At 71.3% G+C, this 16757-nt stretch carries 12 protein-coding genes; 2 read left to right on the forward strand and 10 right to left on the reverse strand.

Annotation, left to right across the window (positions count from 1 at the left end):
* From V4F39_RS11665 to V4F39_RS11685, 5 genes are all read right to left on the reverse strand, one after another.
* On the reverse strand, window positions 1–627 hold a 627-nt coding region (locus V4F39_RS11665), incomplete at its 3' end, for an isocitrate/isopropylmalate family dehydrogenase (protein ID WP_332289577.1).
* Window positions 628–761: 134 nt separating this feature from the next.
* Window positions 762–1283, reverse strand: coding sequence for a PEP-CTERM sorting domain-containing protein (locus tag V4F39_RS11670; RefSeq protein WP_332289578.1), 522 nt, complete (start codon window positions 1281–1283; stop codon window positions 762–764).
* 160 nt (window positions 1284–1443) lie between these two features.
* Window positions 1444–2784 carry a dicarboxylate/amino acid:cation symporter gene (locus V4F39_RS11675; protein WP_332289580.1) on the reverse strand — a complete coding sequence of 447 codons (1341 nt, stop codon included), beginning with the start codon at window positions 2782–2784 and terminating at the stop codon, window positions 1444–1446.
* A gap of 195 nt (window positions 2785–2979) precedes the next feature.
* Complete coding sequence (locus V4F39_RS11680; protein WP_332289582.1) at window positions 2980–4326, reverse strand: sigma-54-dependent transcriptional regulator; 1347 nt, start codon at window positions 4324–4326, stop codon at window positions 2980–2982.
* Complete coding sequence (locus tag V4F39_RS11685; protein ID WP_332289583.1) at window positions 4319–6100, reverse strand: sensor histidine kinase; 1782 nt, start codon at window positions 6098–6100, stop codon at window positions 4319–4321. The genes V4F39_RS11680 and V4F39_RS11685 overlap by 8 nt, the downstream gene beginning before the upstream one ends.
* Before the next feature lie 170 nt (window positions 6101–6270).
* Here V4F39_RS11685 and V4F39_RS11690 point away from each other — a divergent pair, with 170 nt between their 5' ends.
* Window positions 6271–6609, forward strand: a complete 339-nt coding sequence (locus tag V4F39_RS11690; RefSeq protein WP_332289584.1) for a hypothetical protein — start codon at window positions 6271–6273, stop codon at window positions 6607–6609.
* Between the two features lie 3 nt (window positions 6610–6612).
* Here the strand turns inward: V4F39_RS11690 and V4F39_RS11695 are convergent, their stop codons facing one another.
* Entirely contained in the window at window positions 6613–7314 is a 702-nt protein-coding gene (locus tag V4F39_RS11695) for a GntR family transcriptional regulator (RefSeq protein WP_332289585.1), read from the reverse strand.
* Window positions 7315–7325: 11 nt separating this feature from the next.
* Complete coding sequence (locus V4F39_RS11700) at window positions 7326–8666, reverse strand: C4-dicarboxylate transporter DctA (protein ID WP_332289586.1); 1341 nt, start codon at window positions 8664–8666, stop codon at window positions 7326–7328.
* A 146-nt stretch (window positions 8667–8812) separates the two neighbouring features.
* Here V4F39_RS11700 and V4F39_RS11705 point away from each other — a divergent pair, with 146 nt between their 5' ends.
* Window positions 8813–9724, forward strand: a complete 912-nt coding sequence (locus tag V4F39_RS11705; protein WP_332289587.1) for a LysR family transcriptional regulator — start codon at window positions 8813–8815, stop codon at window positions 9722–9724.
* Window positions 9725–9732: 8 nt separating this feature from the next.
* On the opposite strand, the gene V4F39_RS11710 is transcribed toward V4F39_RS11705, so the two are convergent.
* The 3 genes from V4F39_RS11710 to V4F39_RS11720 form a co-directional block, all read right to left on the reverse strand.
* The gene (locus V4F39_RS11710; protein ID WP_332289588.1) at window positions 9733–11847 is read right to left on the reverse strand and encodes a putative bifunctional diguanylate cyclase/phosphodiesterase; all 2115 of its coding nucleotides are present in this window, start codon (window positions 11845–11847) and stop codon (window positions 9733–9735) included.
* Complete coding sequence (locus V4F39_RS11715) at window positions 11844–14858, reverse strand: PAS domain-containing hybrid sensor histidine kinase/response regulator (protein ID WP_332289589.1); 3015 nt, start codon at window positions 14856–14858, stop codon at window positions 11844–11846. The genes V4F39_RS11710 and V4F39_RS11715 overlap by 4 nt, the downstream gene beginning before the upstream one ends.
* A gap of 119 nt (window positions 14859–14977) precedes the next feature.
* A complete protein-coding gene (locus tag V4F39_RS11720) occupies window positions 14978–16711 on the reverse strand; it encodes a tannase/feruloyl esterase family alpha/beta hydrolase (RefSeq protein ID WP_332289590.1) in 1734 nt (577 codons plus the stop codon).
* Window positions 16712–16757 lie beyond the last annotated feature (46 nt).

Here is a 16757-nt window from a genome sequence, read left to right on the forward strand (position 1 = left end):
CTTGGAGACCTGCACGGCGATCTCGTCCCACATCACCATCGCGTGGCGCTGCGCGTTGCTCTTGGTGATGACGGTGAGCAGCTTGCGCGGGCGGGACCGGGCCAGCTTGAAGGCGAAGCGCATGATGCGTTCGACGCCGGCGCGGGTCATCATCGAGACGTCGGTTGCGGCCTCGATCGGGTGGCCCTGGTGCACGCGGCCGCCGACGCCCGCGTACTCGCCTTCGGAGTTCTCGCGCACGATGACCCAGTCGAGGTCCTCGGGCTTGCAGCGCTTGAGCGGGCCGTCGATGCCCGGCAGGATGCGGGTGGGCCGCACGTTGGCGTACTGGTCGAAGCCCTGGCAGATCTTGAGCCGCAGGCCCCACAGCGTGATGTGGTCGGGGATGTGCGGGTCGCCGGCCGAGCCGAACAGGATCGCGTCCTTGTCCTTCAGGGCCTCGAGGCCGTCGGCCGGCATCATCTCGCCGTGGGCGCGGAACCAGTCGCCGCCCCAGCCGAAGTCTTCGAACTCGCAGCGGAAGCCGGCACCAGCGTCGGCCAGTTGCTGCAGCACTTGTCGTCCGGCCGGAATCACTTCCTTGCCGATGCCGTCGCCGGGGATGGTGGCGATGCGGTAGGTCTTCATGGGCGCTCCTCGGTGTCTGTCGAGGCGGACTCTAGGAGCGCGGGCCGCCGTGGGCGCACGGCGGCGGTAAATCCATCGTTAACGCGAAGTGAACGATCAGGGGTGTTTTCCCGCCCCCTGAACGCGGGCGCGTGTCAGCGGCTGCGGCGCAGCGTCATCAGGCCGACGAAGCCCAGGCCGGCCAGCAGCATCGCGTAGGTCCCGGGCTCCGGCACCGGCGCCGGGCCGGTGGCGTACAGCACGACGTTGGAGCTCGCGTTGTAGGCCAGCGTGAAGGTGTCGAGGTTGGTGCCGGCCTCGAAGCGGTAGAACGCCGTGGCCTGGCCCGGGCCGCCCTGCCCGTTGCCAAAGTGCATGCCGACGTAGGTGGTGCCGTTGAGCAGGCTGGCGAAGTCGACCGTGTGGCTGCCGTTGAGGCCGGTGAGCTTCTCGGCCGCGGTGAAGTTGCCGTCCCACGCCAGCCCCAGCGAGGCCAGCGCATCCTTCTGCGCCTGCACGTTGGCCGCGTTGTTGTTCAGCAGGTTGCCGTCGTAGAACCCGGCGCAGGCCGCGGCCTGGGGCGAGATGTCGGTGACGGAGCACGCCGTGGCAGCCTGCGCGGGCAGGCCGATCACGATGGCGGAGGCGGCGGGCAGCAGGGAAAGAGAGATCTTCATGGGGATCCTTGGCGAGTAGCGGAAGAGCGGCGCACCGCTCCCCGCGATGCGCCTGCGCCACTGTCCCTCCGCGCGGCGCGCGCCTTGATCCCCTGGCAGCGGGGGAGGCCGCCCGCACGCCCCGATCCCAAGGGCGGGAAGACCCTTGGATCGCTGACCTTCAGCGTGTCGCGACAGGCAGGTGGTAGGTCGTCTGGTCCAGCACCTGCTCCGGCTCCTCCGCCTCGGCCACCGTCTCGCCGTCGAGGTGCGCCTGCATGCGCTGCACGTCCAGGTCGCCCGTCCACTTGGCGACCACCAGCGTGGCGACGCCGTTGCCGATGAGGTTGGTCAGCGCGCGCGCCTCGGACATGAAGCGGTCGATGCCCAGGATCAGCGCGAGGCCGGCCACCGGCACGTGGCCCACCGCCGACAGCGTGGCCGCCAGCACGATGAAGCCGCTGCCGGTGACACCCGCCGCGCCCTTGCTGGTGAGCAGCAGCACGGCCAGCAGCGTGAGCTGCTGCGTCAGCGTCATGTCGGTGTTGGTGGCCTGCGCGATGAACACCGCGGCCATCGTCAGGTAGATCGAGGTGCCATCGAGGTTGAACGAGTAGCCTGTCGGGATCACCAGGCCGACCACGGACTTGCGCGCGCCCAGGTTCTCCAGCTTGGCCATCATGCGCGGCAGCACCGATTCGCTCGACGACGTGCCCAGCACGATCAGCAGCTCCTCCTTGATGTACTTGATGAACTTCCACACCGAGAAGCCGTGCGCCCGCGCGATGCCGCCGAGCACGAGGAACACGAAGACCAGGCAGGTGGCGTAGAAGGTCGCCATCAGCTGGCCGAGCGACAGCAGCGAGCCGATGCCGTACTTGCCGATGGTGAACGCCATCGCGCCGAACGCGCCGATCGGCGCGACCTTCATGATGTAGCCGACGATCACGAAGAGCACGTGCGAGAACTTCTCGATGAAGTCGAACACCAGCGTGCCGCGGCCGCCGAACTTGTGCAGCGCGAAGCCGAACATCACCGCGAACAGCAGCACCTGCAGGATCTCGCCCTTCGCGAAGGCGTCGACCACGGTGTTGGGGATCACGTGCAGCAGGAAGTCGACCGTGCCCTGCATCTGGCCGGGCTGCGTGTACGCGGCGATGGCCTTGGTGTCGAGCGAGCTGACGTCGATGTTCATGCCCGCGCCGGGCTTGACGAGGTTGACGATCAAGAGGCCGACGACGAGCGCGACCGAGCTGACGATCTCGAAGTACAGCAGCGCGAGGCCGCCGGTCTTGCCGACCTTCTTCATGTCCTCCATGCCGGCGATGCCGACGACGACGGTGCAGAAGATGATCGGCGCGATGATCATCTTGATCAGCTTGATGAAGCCGTCGCCCAGCGGCTTCATCGCCGCGCCGGTCTCGGGGTAGAAGTGGCCCAGCAACACGCCGATGACGATGGCGGTGATGACCTGGAAGTACAGGGATCGGTAGAAAGGCTTGGGGCTCGCCGGGGCATCCATCGCAGTCTCCTTCATGTGCTGTGTGAGGCCCTCGTCATTTGCAATCCCGGGACCAGCCGCGCCGGCCGGCCGGGCGGCGCCAACCCGTTGATTCACAAAGGAATTCTTTCGGCCCCGTGCGCAGGCGTTCCGATGCGTCGGACCGGGACGCCGCAGGAGGTCCGGTTTTCCAGACGGGCGGGGGCCCGGCGCCGGTCAGCGGAAGTTCTCGGGCCGCAGGCCCAGGCGCTTGAGCTTGTCGTAGAAGGTCTGCTTGGGCACGCCCAGCGCCAGCGCGGCGGCCGCCGCGTCCCCCTGGAGCCGGCGCAGCGCGTCGGCGATCAGCGCCCGCTCCACCTGCTCCAGCTGCGCCGGCAGGTTGGGCGGCGGGCCGGCGGGCTGCCCGGCCGCGACCAGGTCGTCCCCGGCCAGCCCGAGCACATGGCGTTCCGCGACGTTGCGCAGCTCGCGCACGTTGCCGGGCCAGGTGTGCGCCATCAGCGCCGCGGTCTGCGCATGCGAAGGCGGCGGCGCCGACTGCTGGAAGCGCTGCTGCGCCGCCAGCGAGAAATGCTCGAACAGCAGCGGGATGTCCTCGCGACGCTCGCGCAGCGGCGGCAGCTCGATGAACGCGACGCCGATGCGGTAGTAGAGGTCGGCGCGAAACTTCTGCTGCTCGGCCAGCGCCTTGAGGTCTTCCTTGCTCGCGGCCACCACGCGGCAGTCGACCGCGATCGGCTTGTTGCTGCCGATGCGCTCGATGCTGCGCTCCTGCAGCGCGCGCAGCAGCTTCACCTGCACCGCCATCGGCATGCTCTCGATCTCGTCGAGGAACAGCGTGCCGCCGTCGGCATGCTCGAACTTGCCCACACGCGTGCGCTGCGCGCCGGTGAAGGCGCCGGCCTCGTGTCCGAACAGCTCGGTCTCGGCCAGGTGCTCGGGCAAGCCGCCGCAGTTGAGCGCGACGAAGTGCGCCCGCCGGCGCGGGCCGTGGTCGTGCAGGCAGCGCGCGACCAGCTCCTTGCCGGTGCCGGTCTCGCCGTAGATCACCACGTCGGCCGAGGTGGCGGCCAGCGCCAGCACCCGCTGGCGCAGCCGCTCCATCGCCGCCGACCGGCCGATCAGCGTCGCCTCGATGCCCTGGCGGTGCTCCAGCTGCTCGCGCAGCGAGCGCACCTGCAGCGCGAGCCGCCGCTTGTCGGCCGCGCGGCGCACCACGGACACCAGGTGGTCCGAAGCGAACGGCTTGCCGATGAAGTCGTAGGCACCCTCCTGCATCGCCTGCACCGCCATCGCGATGTCGCCGTGGCCGGTGATCAGGATCACCGGCAGCTCGGGGTCGAGGGCGTGCAGCTCGCGCTGCCATTCGAGGCCGCTGGCGCCGGGCAGCCGCACGTCGCACAGCACGACGGCGGGCATGCCGGGCGCGACGCGCGCCCGCGCGGGCTCCACGCGCGCGAAGGCCTCGACCTCGAAGCCCGCCAGTTCCAGCGCCTGCCGGCAGCCGATGCGCACGTCCTCGTCGTCCTCGACGAACAGCACGCGGATGGACGGTTCAGCCATGCCGCGATTCTGCGGCCAGCGGCAGCTCGAGCGTGAAGGCCGCGCCGCCCCCCGCGCGGTTGCCGCCGCGCAGCGTGCCGCCGAGCTCTCGCACGATGTGGGCGGAGATCGTCAGCCCCAGGCCCAGCCCCGCACCGGCCGGCTTGCTGGTGGCAAAGGGTTCGAAGAGGCGCGGCAGGATCTCCTCGGCGATGCCGGGGCCGCTGTCGCTGACGGTGATGCGGCAGCGGCCCTCGCGCACGACGGCCTCGAAGCACAGCCGCCGCTCGGGCGATCCGGCCATCGCGTCGATCGCGTTGCCCAGCAGGTTGACCAGCACCTGCTCCAGCCGCAGCCCGTCGGCCAGCACCTGCAGGTCCGGCGGATCGATGCGCTGCTCGAACACCACGCCCTGCGTGCGCAGCCGCGGCTGCACCAGCAGCAGCGCATCCTGCAGGACCCGGTGCACCGCCACCGGCGCCAGCACCGGCGGCCCCTTGTGCGCGAAGCCCTTGAGCTGCTGCGTGAGCCGGCCCAGGCGGTCCACCAGCTGCCCGATGCGCGACAGGTTGTACTGCAGGTCCTCGGCCTTGCCGCGCTCCAGCAGCACCAGCGCGTTGTCCGACATCGTGCGCATCGCCGCCAGCGGCTGGTTGAGCTCGTGCACGATGCCGGCCGACATCTGGCCGAGCGCGGCCATCTTCTCGGCATGCATCAGCTCGCTCTGCGCCGCGCGCAACTCGGCGGTGCGCTCCTGCACCTTGGCCTCGAGGTTGTCGCGCGCGGCCTTCAGCACCACCTGCAGCGCGGCCTGGTTGGCCAGGCGCTGGCGCAGCGTGCGGCGGCGCAGCCAGAAGATCGCCAGCGCCATCAGCATCGCCAGACTGCCCATGCCGGCGGCAAGCGCCAGCGTGCGGGCCTGGTCCACCACCGGCCACATCTCGTCGAGCACGAGGATGCGCCAGCCCGTGCGCTGCATGCGGCGCTCGGCGACGATGTACCGCACGCCATGCAGCGACACCCCCTGCGCGCCGCCGTGGCCGGCATCGTGCGGCCGCCAGTCGAGCGGCGTCAGCGAGGCGTCGCCGTAGGGCCGGCCGCGCTCGATCTCGGTGCGCAGCGTGTCCGGCAGCGGCGCCAGCGGCCGGAAGCGCCACACCTCCTGCGTGGACAGCACGACGACGCCGTTCTCGTCGAGCACCATCACCTGCCCCGGCAGCCGCCGCCAGGCCTGTTCCGCGTCGGCCAGGCGCACCTTGACGGTGGCCAGGCCCAGGAGGCGCTCGCGCCGCGTCAGCGCGAACGACAGGTAGTAGCCCGGCCGCCGGCTCGTCACGCCAACGCCGTAGAAGCGGCCCCGCCCATCCGCCAGCGCGGCACGCACGTAGGGCCGGAACGAGAGGTCGTGGCCGACCGGCGTGCCGGGCTGGTCCCAGTCGGCGCCGGCGAGCGCGACGCCGCGGCGGTCCACCACGTAGAGCATGTCGGCGCCCGCGGTGGCGTTGACGCCCCGCAGGTAGCGGTTGACCTCGTCGCGCAGCGCCGCGTCGGCCGGGCGCTCGAGCAGGTCCAGCACGCTGGGCGTCATCTCCAGCACCGAGGGCAGGTAGTCGAACCGCGCGAGTTCGCTGTCGAGCGAGCTGGCGATCATGTCGAGCCGGTGCTGCGCGGCGGCATCCAGCCGCTCGAGCGCCGCGCGGCGGCCCGCCGCGTGCGCGCCGATCACGGCGGCGGCCACCAGCGCCGCGGCCAGCGCAGCCAGCAGCAGCAGGCCCAGGGTTCGGAAACGCTTCACGGGGGGACGGGCGGGAGGGGACCAGCGGGAACGGGTGCGGATCGTACCCGCGAGGCGGCCCGGCACGGCCGCCGCGCCGCTTCACAGAAAGCCACAAACCGAAGCACGCCGGAGGTCATCGGCCGCGGCAGGGCCGCCGTTGGAAGCACAGGTCCATTCGGGAGACGCGCATGAACGTCCTGCCCTTGTCCCGGCGCCGCGGTGCCGGTGCGGTTGCCGCGGCAGCCGCGGCGTTGCTGCTGGCCGGCTGCGCGGTGTATCCGGCCGGCCCGTACTACGGCGACGTGGTCGCCGTCGCGCCGCCGCCGGTCCGGATCGAGGCGGTGGGCGTGGCGCCCTTCCCCGGCGCGATCTGGATCAACGGCTACTGGGGCTGGCGCGGCGGCGGGCACTACTGGGTGCCGGGCCGGTGGGATCGGCCGCGGCCCGGTTACCACTGGTCGCCGCACCGGTGGGACCGCCGCGGCCCCGGCTGGCGCGAGCGGCCCGGGCGGTGGGACCGCGACTGAAGCTCAGCGCGCGCGCACCGGCGCCACCGGCGCGAGGGTCGCGCGCAGGCGCTCCTGCGCACTCTCCTGCTCCTCGGCGTGCTGGCCGATCGCCGATTCGACGTTGCCGATGTGGTCGAGCATCAGCTGCTCGGCCTGGTCGATGCGCCCCTGGGCCAGCGCGGCGACGATGCGCTCGTGGTCGGCGCAGGATTCACGCGCTTCGTGGGTGCTCTGGTAGAGCGTGGCGACCAGCGTCGTGCGGGCCGTCAGGTCGCGCAGCATGTCGGCCAGCAGGCGGTGGCCCAGGCACTCGGCCAGGCACACGTGGAAATCCGCGAGCAGGAAGGCGCGGGTGGCCGGGTCGGCCCCGTCGATGGCAGCCTGCTCGTCGGCGATGTGGCGCCGCAGGCGCTGCAGCACCTGCTGCAGCGGCCGGCCCGCGGTCTGCCGCAGGATGCCCGCCTCGACCGCCCGCCGCGCCGCGAAGGCATCGCGCGCCTCCTCGATCGACGGTTCGACGACGTACCAGCCCTTGCGGCTGCGCACCTCGACGAAGCCGCGGGCCTGGACCTGCATCAGCGCCTCGCGCACCAGGGTGCGGCTCACGTCGAACAGCTCGGCCAGGTCCTGCTCGCCCAGCCGCTCGCCAGGCTTGAGCTTCTGCGCGAGGATCGACTCGACGATCCTCTCGGCGATCGCGGACTGGCTGCTGCTGTTCGACATGGCGCGCGACTCTAGCGCACGGCCGGGTTGGCCACCATCGGCGCGGCGCCGACGGGCGCGGGCTCGTCGATCTCGCCCTCGGGCAGCGCGGGCGCCTCGCCGTTGAGCACGGCATGGGCACGCTGGCGGTCGATGTCGCCCTCCCATGCGGCGATGGCGACGGTGGCCACGCAGTTGCCGATCAGGTTGCCCAGCGCCCGGGCGATGCCCATGAACCAGTCGACCGACAGCACCAGCACCAGGCCGATCGCAGGGATCGCCGGGATGGCGTGCAGCGTGGCCGCCAGCACCACGATCGCCGAGCCTGGCACGCCGTGCGCGCCCTTGGAGGTGACCAGCGAGATCGCGAGGATCGTCAGCAGGTCGCTCATCGAGATCGGCGTGTTGGTGGCCTGCGCGATGAACACCGCCGCCAGCGTGATGTAGATCGAGAAGGCGTCGAGGTTGAACGAATAGCCGGTGGGGATGACCAGGCCGACCGTGGAGTCGCGGATGCCCATGCGCTTCAGCTTGGCCATGATCTGCGGCAGCACGCTGTCGCTCGAGGTGGTGGCGAGCACCACCGTCAGCTCCTCGCGCAGGTACTTCAGCAGCTTCAGCAGGCTGAAGCCCGACACCCGCATGATCAGCCCGAGGATGCCGAACACGAAGACCAGCACCGCGCCGTAGAACAGCACCACCAGCATGCCGAGCTGCTTGAGCGAGCCCACGCCGTACTGGCCGACGGTGAAGGCGATGGCGCCCAGCACGCCCAGCGGCGCCAGCTTGATGATCAGGCCCATGATCTTGAACATCACGTGCGCGAGGTCGTCGATCAGCCCGGCCACCGCCTTGCCGCGCTCGCCCAGCAGCGCCAGCGCGCAACCGAAGAGGATGGCGAACAGCAGCACCTGCAGCACGTCGCCGGTGGCGAAGGCGTTGACCACCGTCGTCGGGATCAGCTTCATCGCGAACTCGGTGAAGCCGCCGCCGGTGAGCTTGCTGGCGTTGTCCGCGTAGGCGCTCATCGCCTTGGCGTCCAGCGTGTTCGGGTCCACGTTCATGCCCACGCCGGGCTGGAACCAGAACGCGAGGAACAGCCCCAGCGCGAGCGCGATGGTGGTGACCACCTCGAAATAGATGAGCGACTTGATGCCCACCCGCCCGACGCGCTTGAGGTCCCCGGCGCCGGCGATGCCGTGCACCACGACGCAGAACACGATCACCGGGATCAGCATCTTCACCAGCTTGATGAAGCCGTCGCCCAGGGGCTTGAGCTTCACCGCCGTCTCCGGCATCAGGAAGCCGAGGAGCACCCCGGCAACGAGCGCCAGGACGACCTGGCCGAACAGGGAACGCAAGAACCGCGGCATGGAGTCACTCCTCGTTCAAATGGACTGCATCTCTTGTATGCAAGCAATGTAGTCAAGCAGAACGGCCACACGATCCTCGAAAACCCTGATCGCCGCGGCCGGCCCGCGCGCCGGCCGCGGGCGCCGCCCCCGCCTACAGTGGCCACATGGATCGCATCACCGGCATACAGCTCTACCTGCGCGTCGTGGAGACCGCGAGCTTCAGCAAGGCGGCCGTCGACCTCGGCGTGACCCAGCCCACCGCCACCAAGCACGTCGCCGCGCTGGAGGCGCAGCTGGGCGCGCGCCTGCTCCACCGCAGCACGCGCGGCGTCACGCCCACCGAGGTGGGGCAGCTCTACTACGACAAGTGCAAGCGCATCGCGCTGGAGCTGGAGGAGGCCGGCAACCTCGCCTCGCTGCTGCAGAGCGGCGTGGGCGGCACGCTGCGGGTGAGCTGCTCGGTGGCGTTCGGCCGGCGGGTGCTGGTGCCGCTGGTGCTGCGCTTCATGCGGGAGCACCCTGGCGTCACGCTGGACCTGAGCTTCGACGACCGCTACGTCAACCTCGTCGAGCAGGGCATCGACGTGGCCGTGCGCATGGGGCGGCTGGCCGATTCGACGCTGGGCGCCCGCTACCTCGGCATGAACCCGTGGGTGCTCGTCGCCGCGCCGGCGCTCATTGCGCAGCGCGGGCTGCCCGCGGACCCGCAGGCGCTGGCAGGAGAGGACTGCCTCGTCTACAGCAGCGTGATGGGCGACGACCGCTGGCAGTTCCACGCCCGCGGCGGCGACACGCTGGTGGTCCCCGTCAAGGGGCCGCTGCGCTCGAACAACCTGTCGGCCGTGCTCGCGGCCTGCCGTGCCGGGCTGGGCTTTGCCGCCCTGCCCTGGTACGTGGCGGGCCCCTCCGTGGAGGCGGGGGCGCTGCAGCCGCTGCTGGAGGACTACGACCTGCCGGCCCAGGAGATGAACGCTGTGTTCCCCTCGCCCAAGCTCGTGCCGGGCAAGGTTCGGACCTTCATCGAATTCCTGCAGCAGCAGTTCGGCGAACGGTGGTGGACCGCGCTGGAGGGCTGACGGGCTGATCAGCCGCCCGGCGCCTGCCGCAGCAGCCAGGCCTCCAGCTCCCCGGGCGGCAGCGGGCGGCTGAAGAAGTAGCCCTGCACCTCGTGGCAGCGCCGCAGGCGCAGACTCTCCAGCTGCTCCAGCGTCTCGACGCCTTCGGCGATCACGGTGACCTTCAGCGAACGCGCCATGTGGATGATGGCCTCCACCATCGCCTCATCCTCGCCTTCGCTGTCCTGGCCCAGGTCGCGCACGAACGAGCGGTCGATCTTCAGCTTGTCGATGTGGATGCGCTTGAGGTAGCTGAGCGACGAGTAGCCGGTGCCGAAGTCGTCGATCGAGATGCGCACGCCGCTGCGGTGCAGCTCGTCGAGCAGCTTGACGGCGGCTTCGGCGTTGCCGAAGGCCGCGCTCTCGGTCATCTCCAGCTCCAGGCGGTCGCTCGGCAGGCCGGCCTCGCGCAGGCTGTCGGCGACGGTTTGCATGAAGTCCTTCTGGCGCAGCTGGATGGTCGAGACGTTGACCGCCATCACCCCGAAGGGCACGCCGTCGTCGAGCCAGCGGCGCGCCTGCTGCACCGCGTGGCGCAGCACCCATTGGCCGAGCTGCGAGATCAGCCCCGTCTCCTCGGCCAGCGGGATGAACTCGGCGGGCGAGATCGCGCCCAGCTCGGGGTTGTTCCAGCGAAGCAGCGCCTCCACCCCGACGCAGCGGCCGCTGCCGAGGTCGATCTGCGGCTGGTAGTGCAGGTGCAGCTCGCCGCGCGCCGCGGCCTGGCGCAGCAGCGTCTCCATGCGCAGCAGGCGCGACGACCGCTCGTGCATCTCCTGCGTGTAGAAGCGGTAGCCGTTGCGGCCGTCGTGCTTGGCGCGGTACATGGCCACGTCGGCGCACTTCGACAGCGCGCCGAAGTCGCGGCCGTCCACCGGGTACATCGCGATGCCGATGGAGGGCGTCACCATCAGCTCGTGCTGGTCGATCAGGCAGGCCTGGCCGATGTTGGCCAGCACCTTCTCCGCGACGACGATGGCGCCGCTCACGGTCGTCTCGGGCAGCATCACGACGAACTCGTCGCCCCCCACGCGCGCCACGGTGTCGGACTGGCGGACGCTGGCCTCCAGCCGGCGCGCGGTCTCTTTCAGCAGCTTGTCGCCCACGCCGTGGCCCAGCGTGTCGTTGATGTACTTGAAGCGGTCCAGGTCGACGAACATCAGCGCCAGCGGCTCCTTGCTGCGTTCGGCGGCCCGCACCGCCTGGTTCACCCGGTCGGCCAGCAGCGTGCGGTTGGGCAGGCCGGTGAGCGGGTCGTTGTTGGCCATGTGGCGGATGCTCTCTTCCGCCGCCCGCTGCTGCGTGACGTCGCTCGCCTCGGGCAGCAGGAAGGCCACCCCGCCGTGCTCGCCGAGGATGGGCCGCATCGAGAAGTCGAGCACCAGCGTGCTGCCGTCGGGCCGGGTGTGCCGCGTCTCGAAGCGGCTGGCCAGGCCCGCCGCGGCGCGCTCCACCGCCTCGCGCACCGCGGTGCGCTGGCGCGGCTGCGTCCACAGCGGCAGCTCGCAGAAGTGCAGGCCGAGCATCGACTTCAACGGCTGCGCGAGCAGCTCGTGCACCTGCCGGTTCAGGTGCAGCACGTGGCCCGTGGTGTCGAGCAGGCCGATGAACTGCATGCTGCTGTCGAGCATCGCGTGCAGCTTCAGCTCGCTCTCGCGCAGCTGCCGCTGCAGGCGCCGCTGCTCGATCAGGTTGTGCACACGCGTGCGCAGCACCGGGATGTCCACCGGCTTGGTGAGGTAGTCGAAGGCCCCGAGCTTCAGCCCCGCGACCTGCCCGCCCTGCGAGGTGTCCGCGGTGACGAAGGCGACGGGGATGTCGGCCGTGTCGTCCACCTCGCGCAGCCGGCGCAGCACGTCGTGCCCGCTCATCGTGGGCATCATCACGTCGAGCAGGATCAGGTCGGGCTGGTCGCCCTCGCGGTTGGCGATCTCCAGCGCGGTGGCGCCGTCGAGCGCGACCTTGATCCGGTAGTCCGCGCGCAGCGCGGTGGCGAGCACGTGCACGTTGGCGGGCACGTCGTCGACGACGAGCACCAGCGGCTTGGCGGTGGCGGGCGGGCTGGCGGGCAGGATCAGGGTCATGCGGGGACTCGGAAGGTGGCGGTCAGGTGCTCGACATCGGCCTGCGCGGCCGCGTGGTCAAAGTCGAATAGGTGCTGCAGCAGGGCCTCGATGCGTTCGCCCGGCAGGCGCTGCGACCAGCCGCGCAGCGCGTCGAGCAGGTCGTCGGGGATCAGCTCCTGCTCGTCGAGGAACCGCCCGAGCTGTGCCAGCAGGCCGGCGAGCGCGGCGCGGTCGACCTCGGACAGCGCGGCGGCCGGCGCGGCCGTGCCCGGCTCGGCGCCGGCGGGCGCCACCGGCGCCGTGGCGTCGATGGCCGCCAGCGCCGTGTCCAGGCAGGCGGCGACGGCCGGCAGCGCCGGGCCATCCGCCCCACCGGCGCCGGCGCTGCAGAGTGCCGCCTCGAGCGCGGCGGCTTGCTGCGACAAGTCGACCAGCCCGAGCATCGCGGCGCTGCCCTTGAGGGTGTGCAGCAGGTGCTGCGCGGCGCGCCGCTCGCCGCCGGCCAGCAGGGCGGCGAGCTGCTGCGACACGCCGCGGTTGGCCGCCGCGAAGGCCTGCAGCAGGCGCGCCAGCTGCGCGCGGTCGCCGTGCAGGCGCCGCAGCGCACCGGCGCTGTCGAAGCCGGCGAGTGCGACCGGCAGCGCGACGCCCTCGGCCGGCGCGGCGGCCGGCGCGCAGGCCATCGGCGCCGCCGACGCGCGCGCCGGCACCAGCCGGCGGAGCACCTGCACCAGCTCGTCGGGGTCGACCGGCTTGGCGACGAAATCGGCCATGCCGGCCTCGCGGCAGCGCTGGCGGTCCTCGCTCAGCACCGCCGCGGTCATCGCCACCACGGGCGGCGCCTCCCCCTGCAGCCGGTCGCGCAATGCCCGCGTCGCGGTGAGGCCGTCCATCACCGGCATGTGCAGGTCCATCAGGACGAGGTCGAAGCGCTCGTGCGACAGCGCCTGCAGCGCCTCCCCGCCGTGGTTGGCCACGGTGAGCGCCACGCCAAGGCCGCGCAGGAAACCGCCGGCGACCTCCTGGTTGAGCAGGTTGTCCTCGACCAGCAGGATGCGCGCGCCGTCGAAGCGGCAGGTGCCCAGCGGCGGCACGGCCTGCGCCGCCACCGCGGCAGGCACCGGGTGCCGCAGGCGGGTGAGGATGTCGAACAGCGCCGACGGCACCACCGGCTTGGTGAGCACCGCGTCGAGCGGCAGGTCGCCCCCCTCGCGCAGCAGCTGCTCGCGGCCAAAGGCGGTGACCATCACCGCGAACGGCGGGCAGGCGCCCGGCGCGGCCTCCTCACGCATGCGGCGCGCCATCGCGAGCCCGTCCATGCCGGGCATGCGCCAGTCGAGCAGCACCACGTCATAGGGCTGGCCGCGGGCCCGGCGCTCGCGCAGGCACTGCAGGCCGAGCGGCGCGTTGTCGACCACGTCGGCCTCCATGCCCCAGGCGGCGAAGAGGCGGCCGATGATCTGGCGCGAGGTCTCCTGGTCGTCCACGACCAGCGCGCGCAGGCCGCGCACCCGCTGCAGGTCGAGCGCCAGCCCGCTGCCCGGGGCGGGCTGCACGCGCACCGTGAAGGTGAAGGTGCAGCCGCGCCCCTCCTGCCCCGCGACCGCGAGGTGGCCGCCCATCAGCTCCACCAGGTTGCGGCTGATGGTCAGGCCCAGGCCCGTGCCGCCGTACTTGCGGGTGACCGAGTTGTCGGCCTGCGTGAACGCCTCGAACAGCTTGCTCATCTGGCCCTCGGACAGCCCGATGCCTGTGTCGCGGACCGCAAAGCGCAGCAGCAGGCCGGCGTCGCCGCGCTCGGCCACGTCGAGCTTGACGTGCACCTCCCCCTGCTCGGTGAACTTGATGGCGTTGCCCACCAGGTTGGTGAGCACCTGCGTGATGCGCGTCGGATCGCCGACGGCCTCCATCGGCACGTCGGGCGCGACGTCGAAGAACAGGTCCAGCGCCTTCTGCTCGACCTGGGCGCCGAACAGGTTGGCGACGTTGTTGAGCGGCTCCTCCAGCGCGAACGGGATGCACTCCAGCGCCAGGCGCTGCGCCTCGATCTTCGACAGGTCGAGCACGTCGTTGAGGATGCCCAGCAGCGACTTTGACGACGCATGCACCTTCTGCAGGTAGTCGCGCTGGCGCGGGCCCAGCTCGGTATCGAGCACCAGCCGCGTGAGGCCGATCACCGCGTTCATCGGCGTGCGGATCTCGTGGCTCATGTTCGCGAGGAACATGCTCTTGGCGCGGTTGCCGGCATCGGCTGCCTCCTTGGCGGCCCGCAGCTCCTGCTCGGCGAGCTTGCGCTGGGTGATGTCCTGGGCGGTGCCGATGAACCGCAGCGGCCGGCCGTCGGGATCGCGCTCGACCACCATGCCGTGCTCCATCAGCCACACCCAGTGGCCCTGCTGGTGGCGCAGGCGGTGTTCGCTGCTGTACTCCGCCGCCTCGCCGCGCAGGCAGCGGTCCAGCGCGGCGCCGATGCGCTCGCGGTCCTCGGGATGCCACAGCTGGCGCACGCCGTCGATGCTGGGCGCCAGCTGCGACACGGCGTAGCCCAGCGTCATCGCCCAGAACACGTCGACGATGAATTCACCCGTCTGCGGCCGCCACTCCCACAGGCCGAGCCCGGCCGCCTGCAAGGCCAGGCTGTGCCGCTGCAACTGCAGCGCTTCGTGGCGCTTGCGTTCGCCGATGTCGAGCGCGGTCACACGCACCCCGACCGTGCGCCCGGCCCGGTCGCGGCGCGCGGCCAGCGCGGTGTCGAGCCATACGCTGCGGTCCAGCTCGGGCTCGTAGCGCAGCTCCAGGCGGGCGGCGGTGCATTCGCCAGCGTAGAGCGCCTCGACGACGCGGCGCTGCGCATCGGCGTCGTCCTCGCAGGCGAGCCCGGCCAGCTCGCGGCCGAGCAAGGCCTCGGGCGTGCAACCCAGGATGCGCGCCATCGCGCCATTGACGCGTGCTACCCGCCCATCCGCGCCGGCGTGCAGCGTGCCGACGCCGGCTTCCGTGCCGCTCGAAGAAGGAGGAGAAACCTGCATGACAGAAGAAGGCCTGGCGTGCAGGTGCACGCCTCCCAGGCCTTTTCGTCACCAGAAATCGACAATTGAGGCAAATAACGATAGAAATGACCCTGTCGTCCACCCGTCATCACTTTTTGTCAGGGCGCCGTGCAGGTGAAGCTGGCGGCCGCGTTGACGTCGCCGGTGCCGCTGTACCGCGGCCAGGCCGGGTACTCGCACAGCGGACGGGTGCGGCCGGGCACGCCCACCGTGTCGGCGACCGTCTGGGCCGGCGGCGCCACGCCCCGCTCGACCCAGTTCTCCAGCGCCGTCAGCGAATCCCAGGCGGCGTTGAACACCGTGCTGGCGGCATGGCCGTAGCCGGGGATCTCGTAGTACCGCAGGAAGCCCTGCGTGCGCGCCGCGCCCATCGTCGCCTGGATGCGGCGGTAGTAGTCGGCCGTGGCGCGTGTGCTGACGAGCTGGTCGGACGTGCCGTGCGCCATCAGGATCTTGCCGCCGCGCGACTCGAAGGCCGACAGGTCGGTGCGGTTGATGTCCTGCAGGCCCGTCAACTCGCTGATGCGGGCCTGGTAGGCGCCGGGGCTCTGCGGGTCGAGCGTCAGTGCATCGAAGTTGGCGTCGCGCGTCACGAAGTACTTGGCCCACTGGCTCCAGAATCCCGAGTGGTAAGGCACGCCGCCGGCGAGCGTGTAGTTCGGCATCGGGTAGGTGGGCTGCACGGTGTTCAGGCCCAGGTAGGTCACCGTCTGCTGCACCCCCGTGCCGGGCCGGCCGAAGTCGGTGCCCCAGGTGTTGAAGCCGGGGTAGCCGGTCTCGCCGCTGGCCACCGGGTAGCCGAAGACGATGGGCGTGTCGATCACCTTCATCGCGGCGATCTGCGCATCGGACAGGCAGGTGTCGCCAGTGTCGGCGCCGCCCGCGCAGCGCAGCGGCGCGCCGTTGAGCAGCGCCGTGGCCGGGTCGAAGCTGGCGTTGCACGCGGCCTGGTGGCTGATGACGCCGTCGGCCACGCCGTCGGCGCCGTCGCAGGCGGCCATCGCGGCATCGAACAGCGCCTGGCGCTTGGCGAGGTTGGGGTACGCGCCCGGCTGCGCCAGTGCGCGGGTGATGCGGCCGAACTGCAGGTCGAGGCTGGCCGCGGCGTAGGCCGGGTAGAGCACGATGGCGCCGTGGAAGTCCTGCGGCCACTTCTGCGTCACGGCCAGCGCCTCGCGCCCGCCGGTGGAGCCGCCGGCGAAGTAGCTGCGTTTCGGGCGTTCGCCGTAGCGCTTGTCGATCAGGTGGACGGCGGTGTCGCGGGTCTTCTTCAGGGCTTCGAACGAGAAGTTCTTCAGCGCCTCGGCGTTGAGCGCGAACACGCCGGGGTTGAGCGGATCGGCGGCGGCCTGGTGGCCGGAGTCGCTCGCGAAGGTGGCGTAGCCCAGGCCCTGCGGGTTGGGCCTGTCGGCCGGGCCCGCCGGCACGTTGCCGGCCACGTTGGGAATGGTGCCGTTGTAGCCGCCGCCGCCGAACATCAGTGCCTTGCCGTTCCATTCGGTGGGCAGGTTCAGCTGCATCATGATCTTGGGCGCGGCCGGGTCGACCGGCGCGATCTCGGCCAGCACCTTGCAGTACTCGCCGAAGGTCTTGGGCGCCGTGCCGCCCGCGGGCTCCACGGTGGCGCTGGTCACCCTGGCGCCACCGGTGGGCAGGCCGATGTGCCGGGCAGCGATCTCCATGCCGGCGAGCTCGGCGCAGGCCATCGGATCGTTGCTCGACGAGCTGCCGCAGCCGGCCAGCAGCAGGCCGCAGGCCGCCGGCACGGCCGCCAGGCGCAGCAGCGCCGCCGCGGCAGGTTTCACGAAGGCAGCAGCAGTCCATCGGGTCATCGGCGTCTCCTCGTTGCAGGCGTTGGCGGTGCAGGATGCATGGGGG

It is taken from the genome of Aquincola agrisoli (assembly GCF_036621135.1).
Classification (GTDB): Bacteria; Pseudomonadota; Gammaproteobacteria; order Burkholderiales; family Burkholderiaceae_C; genus Aquincola; species Aquincola agrisoli.